Origin of the sequence: Pseudotabrizicola alkalilacus (assembly GCF_003443995.1) — a bacterium.
Classification (GTDB): Bacteria; Pseudomonadota; Alphaproteobacteria; order Rhodobacterales; family Rhodobacteraceae; genus Pseudotabrizicola; species Pseudotabrizicola alkalilacus.
In genome coordinates this window covers 1-6,080 of sequence record NZ_QWEY01000025.1, presented here as the reverse complement: position 1 = coordinate 6,080, position 6,080 = coordinate 1, and the positions used below count along the sequence as shown (strand labels likewise).

6 protein-coding genes are annotated in these 6,080 nt (G+C 62.8%); all 6 read left to right on the top strand.

Annotated elements, in window-relative coordinates; translation table 11 throughout:
• Positions 1 to 1,092: ABC transporter ATP-binding protein (locus D1012_RS21715; RefSeq protein WP_233517237.1), on the top strand; the 1,092-nt coding region annotated here is incomplete at its 5' end.
• Position 1,093: 1 nt separating this feature from the next.
• A complete protein-coding gene (locus tag D1012_RS21710) occupies positions 1,094 to 2,170 on the top strand; it encodes an ABC transporter ATP-binding protein (protein WP_118156219.1) in 1,077 nt (358 codons plus the stop codon).
• Positions 2,170 to 3,042, top strand: a complete 873-nt coding sequence (locus tag D1012_RS21705; RefSeq protein ID WP_118156218.1) for a carbohydrate ABC transporter permease — start codon at positions 2,170 to 2,172, stop codon at positions 3,040 to 3,042. Before D1012_RS21710 ends, D1012_RS21705 begins: the two co-directional genes overlap by 1 nt.
• Complete coding sequence (locus D1012_RS21700; protein WP_118156222.1) at positions 3,042 to 3,845, top strand: carbohydrate ABC transporter permease; 804 nt, start codon at positions 3,042 to 3,044, stop codon at positions 3,843 to 3,845. The genes D1012_RS21705 and D1012_RS21700 overlap by 1 nt, the downstream gene beginning before the upstream one ends.
• Entirely contained in the window at positions 3,845 to 4,258 is a 414-nt protein-coding gene (locus D1012_RS21695; RefSeq protein ID WP_233517236.1) for a DUF2160 domain-containing protein, read from the top strand. The genes D1012_RS21700 and D1012_RS21695 overlap by 1 nt, the downstream gene beginning before the upstream one ends.
• Before the next feature lie 82 nt (positions 4,259 to 4,340).
• The gene (locus D1012_RS21690; protein WP_118156217.1) at positions 4,341 to 6,062 is read left to right on the top strand and encodes an ABC transporter substrate-binding protein; all 1,722 of its coding nucleotides are present in this window, start codon (positions 4,341 to 4,343) and stop codon (positions 6,060 to 6,062) included.
• Positions 6,063 to 6,080: the final 18 nt, after the last annotated feature.

The window sequence follows — 6,080 nt, the reverse complement described above, 5'->3', positions numbered from 1 at the left end:
GACCTGCAGAATGTATCACGGTCGGTTGAGGGGCGGATGCATATTCATCCGACCAGTCTGACGCTGCGAAAGGGGACGATGAATGTTCTGCTTGGTCCGACGTTGTCGGGCAAGACGTCTTTGATGCGGTTGATGGCGGGGTTGGATGTTCCGACGGGCGGGCGCATCCTGTGGGACGGGCGGGATGTGACGGGGATGCGGGTGCAGGATCGCCGGGTGGCGATGGTGTATCAGCAGTTCATCAACTACCCCGGCATGTCGGTTTATGACAACATCGCCTCGCCGTTGCGGATCATGGGGCAGGATGCGAAGGCCATCGACACGGCGGTGCGTGAGACGGCGGAGATGATGCGCCTGACGCCGATGCTGGACCGCCGCCCGCTGGAGCTGTCGGGTGGCCAGCAGCAGCGCTGCGCGCTTGCCCGTGCGCTGGTCAAAGGCGCGGGGCTGGTGCTGCTTGATGAGCCGCTGGCCAATCTGGATTACAAGCTGCGCGAGGAGCTGCGCATCGAGATCCCGCGCATCTTCGAGGCCTCTGGCGCGATCTTTGTCTATGCCACCACCGAACCCGAAGAGGCGCTGCTTCTGGGCGGCCAGACCGCCGCGCTGCACGAGGGCCGGGTGACGCAGTTCGGCCCGACGCCACAGGTCTACCGCCAGCCCGCTGACATGACCACGGCGCGGGTCTTCTCCGACCCGCCGATGAACTTTGTCCCCTGCGTCAAGACCTTTGCCCAGTTGGCACTGGGTGAGGCGACGACCCCCGCCACCGGCCCTTTCGCCGATCTGCCGGATGGCAGCTATACTGCCGGCTTCCGCGCCAACCATCTGTCGCTGCAGCAGCCATCGCCGCAGGCCATTCCGTTCCGCTGCACGCTTGGGGTGACCGAGATCACCGGGTCAGAGACGTTCCTTCACCTGCATCACGGGGCCGACAGATGGGTCGGGCTGGTGCATGGGGTGCAGGATCTGGCCGACGGGGCCGAGATCACGGTCTGGCTCGACCCCGCGCATGTCTATCTGTTCGACGCCAGCGGCCGCCTTGCCGCCCCGGCCCCCTATGCGCTGTCAGATATGAAAGGGGCCGCCTGATATGGCACAGATCACGCTGCAAAACCTTGCGCACAGCTATCTGCCGAACCCCGGCAAAGACGCCGATTTTGCGCTCAAACAGATGGATCACGTCTGGCAGGATGGCGGGGCCTATGCGCTGCTGGGCTCGTCCGGCTGTGGCAAGACCACGCTTTTGAACATCATCTCGGGCCTGTTGCGCCCAAGCCAGGGCCGGGTGCTGTTCGGGGACCGCGACGTGACCGACGCCCCCACCGCCGCGCGTAACATCGCGCAGGTGTTCCAGTTTCCGGTGGTCTACGACACCATGACCGTGCGCGACAACCTTGCCTTTCCGCTGCGCAATCGCGGGATGGACCCGACATACATCGCCGCCCGTGTGCAGCAGATCGCGCAGATGATCGGGATGGAAGACACCCTGTCGCGCAAGGCGCAGGGGCTGACGGCGGATGCCAAGCAAAAGATCAGCCTGGGCCGGGGCATGGTGCGCGAAGATGTCAACGCAATCCTGTTTGACGAGCCGCTGACGGTGATCGACCCGCATATGAAATGGGAGCTGCGCACCCAGCTGAAAAAGCTGCACCGCGACTTTGGCCATACGATGATCTACGTGACGCATGACCAGACCGAGGCGCTGACCTTCGCCGACAAGGTGGTGGTGATGTATGATGGCCGGGTGGTGCAGATGGGCACGCCGGAAGAGCTGTTCGAGACGCCGGCGCATACCTTTGTCGGCTACTTCATCGGCTCGCCCGGCATGAACCTTCTGGAGGCAAAGATCGACGGCAGCCGTGCGCATCTGCAAGGGCAATCCGTGGCGCTTGGCGCGTCCTATGCGCCGCTGGCCGGGTGCACCCAGATCGGCATCCGCCCGGAATATGCCACCCTGACCCGGGGCGACGGCCTGCCGGTCCGGATCAAGCGGGTCGAGGATGTGGGCCGCCACCGCCTGATCCGGGCCGAGGTGCTGGGCCAGCCGCTCAGCATCGTCGCGCCCGAGGGGCAGGAGATCGGGGCGGATCTGACCCATGTGGCTTTCGCGCCGGATAGAATCAACGTCTACGCCGACGACTGGCGCGTGCAGGGGGGGACCGCCTGATGATCAAGACCCAGAACAACAAGGCATGGTTCCTGGTGCTGCCGGTGCTGGTGCTGGTGGCGTTCTCCGCCGTGCTGCCACTGATGACGGTGGTGAACTATGCGGTGAACGACACCTTCGGCAACAACCAGTTCTTCTGGGTCGGGCTGGAATGGTTCGAGGAAATGGTGACCTCGTCGCGCCTGCATGACGCGCTTGGCCGCCAGATCCTGTTCTCGGCGATCATCCTGGCGATCGAGGTGCCGCTGGGGATCTACATCGCGCTCAATATGCCGAAATCCGGGTTCTGGGCCTCGTTCTGTCTGGTGCTGATGTCGCTGCCCTTGCTGATCCCGTTCAATGTGGTCGGCACGATCTGGCAGATCTTTGGCCGGGTGGATATCGGCCTGCTGGGTCACACGCTGGCGGCGCTGGGGTTTGACTACAACTACACCAACGACCCGTTTGACGCCTGGATGACGGTGATCGTGATGGATGTCTGGCACTGGACCTCGCTGGTCGCCCTGCTGGCCTATGCCGGGCTGCAAAGCATTCCGCAGGCCTATTATCAGGCCGCCCGGATTGATCAGGCCAGCCGTTGGGCGGTGTTCCGCTATATCGAGCTGCCCAAGATGAAGGGGGTTCTGCTGATCGCGATCCTGTTGCGCTTCATGGACAGCTTCATGATCTACACCGAGCCCTTTGTCGTCACCGGCGGCGGGCCGGGCAACTCGACCACCTTCCTGTCGATTGATCTGGTCAAGATGGCGATCGGCCAGTTCGACCTTGGCCCGGCGGCGGCGTTCAGTCTGATGTATTTCCTCGTCATTCTTCTGGTCTCCTGGGTGTTCTTTACCGTGATGACCAATCTTGACCGGCAGGAGTCCAAATGATGCGCGTCAAACCCTCTGCCCTGGTGATGGGCCTGTACCTTTTGTTCCTGCTCTTGCCGATCTACTGGCTGGTGAACATGAGCCTGAAGACCAACACGGAAATCCTGTCCAGCTTCACCCTGTTCCCGCGCGATCTGACCTTGCGCAATTACATGGTGATCCTGACCGATCCCAGCTGGTACATGGGCTATGTCAATTCGATCATTTATGTCACGCTGAACGTGGTGATCTCGCTCGCCGTCGCCCTGCCCGCGGCTTACGCCTTCTCGCGCTACAGCTTCATGGGCGACAAGCACCTGTTCTTCTGGCTCTTGACCAACCGCATGGCCCCGCCCGCCGTGTTTGCGCTGCCGTTCTTCCAGCTCTATTCCTCGGTCGGGTTGTTCGACACCCATATCGCTGTGGCGCTGGCGCATTGCCTGTTCAACGTGCCGCTGGCCGTGTGGATCCTTGAGGGGTTCATGCGCGGCGTGCCCAAAGAGATCGACGAAACCGCCTATATCGACGGCTATTCCTTCCCCAAATTCTTCGTCAAGATCTTCATGCCGCTGATCGCATCGGGCATCGGGGTCGCCGCGTTCTTCTGCTTCATGTTCTCCTGGGTGGAGCTGCTGCTGTCGCGCACCCTGACGAGCGTGAACGCCAAGCCCATCGCCGCCACCATGACCCGCACCGTCTCTGCCTCCGGCATGGACTGGGGCGTGCTCGCCGCCGCCGGGGTGCTGACCATCGTGCCGGGGGCTTTGGTGATCTGGTTTGTCCGCAACTACATCGCCAAGGGCTTTGCCCTGGGAAGGGTATGATGACCGTGACCAACACCCGCAGCAACTGGACGGTCATCACTCTGGGCACCGCCGCCCTGATGGCCGCGATCCTTGCGGCGCTGCTGCTGAGCGCCCCGCAAAAGGACAGCGCCATCGACTGGTTCGCGCCGATGACCCCCGGCGGCTGGATGGCCTGGACCCTGCCGGTCGCGCTGTTCTTCTGGACCATCGCCTGCCTGCTGGTCACCTTCACGCTGCTGGCGATCCGTTACCCCGAGACCCCGCGCGTGGGCATCCTGCGGATCGAGACCACGCGCGGCGACCGGCTGTTCATCTCGCTTCTCGGCTCGGCCTTTCTGTGCCTGGGCTGGCTGTTCTTCTTCGGGGCCCCGCTCTGGGGCGCCCTCATCCTCTGCCTTGTCTATGCCGCGGCGGTGTTCCGCTGGGTCTAGACAGGACGGCCACGACCGGGGAGCCGCCACAGGCAACGCCCGGCACCACATCTGATGTCTTACACTTCTGGGAGGAAATGCAATGAGACTTCGCCACACCACAACCGCCATGGCGCTCGCGCTGATGGCCACCGGATCGGCCCCCGCCTGGGCCGATATCGAGGCTGCAAAAGCCTTTCTCGACGCCGAAATCGGCGAGATGTCCTCGCTGACCCGCGCCGAGCAGGAAGCGGAAATGCAATGGTTCATCGACGCCGCCAAGCCTTATGCGGGCATGGATATCAAGGTGGTGTCGGAAACCATCACCACGCATGAATACGAGGCCAAGGTGCTGGCCCCGGCCTTTACCGCGATGACCGGCATCAGGATCACCCATGACCTGATCGGCGAAGGCGATGTCGTCGAAAAGCTGCAGACGCAGATGCAGTCGGGCGAAAACATCTATGACGCCTATATCAACGATTCCGATCTGATCGGCACCCATTGGCGCTATCAGCAGGTCCGCATCCTGGATGACTGGATGGCGGGCGAAGGGGCTGCGGTCACCAACCCCGGCCTTGATATCGCCGACTTCATCGGCACCTCGTTCACCACCGCGCCGGATGGCAAGCTGTATCAGCTGCCCACCCAGCAATTCGCCAACCTGTACTGGTTCCGCTACGACTGGTTCAACGACGAGAAAACCAAGGCCGACTTCCAGCAGAAATATGGCTACGAACTCGGCGTGCCGCTGAACTGGTCCGCCTATGAAGACATCGCCGAATTCTTCACCGGCCGCGACATGACCTATGCCGGTGGCCCGGCCTCGGCCTGGGGCAACATGGATTACGGCAAGAAAGACCCCTCGCTCGGCTGGCGCTATACCGATGCGTGGATGTCGATGGCGGGTATGGGCGATGTGGGCGAGCCCAACGGGTTGCCGGTGGATGAATGGGGCATCCGGGTGGACGAGAACTCGCGTCCCGTCGGCTCTTGCGTCGCGCGGGGCGGGGCCACCAACGATGCGGCGGCGGTCTATGCCGTGACCAAGGCCATCGACTGGCTGCAGAAATACACCCCGCCAGAGGCGCAGGGCATGACCTTTGGCGAGGCCGGGCCAGTCCCCGCACAGGGCCAGATCGCCCAGCAGATGTTCTGGTACACCGCCTTCACCGCCGACATGGTCAAAGAGGGCCTGCCGGTGATGAACGACGACGGCACGCCCAAATGGCGCATGGCCCCGTCGCCCCACGGTGCCTATTGGCAGGAAGGCACCAAGGTCGGCTATCAGGATGCCGGATCGTGGACGCTGATGAAATCCACCCCGGTCGACCGGGCGCAGGCCGCATGGCTCTATGCCCAGTTCGTGGTGTCCAAAACCGTGGACGTGAAGAAATCCCATGTCGGGCTGACCTTCATCCGCGAATCCACCATCGACCACGAAAGCTTCACCGAACGCGCGCCCAGACTCGGCGGCCTGGTGGAATTCTACCGCTCCCCCGCCCGCGTGCAATGGTCGCCCACCGGCACCAACGTGCCGGATTACCCGAAACTGGCGCAACTGTGGTGGCAGAACATCGGCGACGCCATGTCCGGCGCCAAAACCCCGCAACAAGCCCTCGACGCGCTCTGTGAAGAACAGGAACGCGTGATGGAACGCATCGAACGCGCCGGCGTCCAAGGCGACATCGGACCAAAACTCAACGAACCACAAGACCCCCAGGTCTGGCTCGACGCCCCAGGCGCACCCGTCGCAAAACTCGAAAACGAAAAACCACAAGGCGAAACAATCAGCTACGACGAACTCATCAAATCGTGGAACTGAAATAAAACCAAAGGGGGC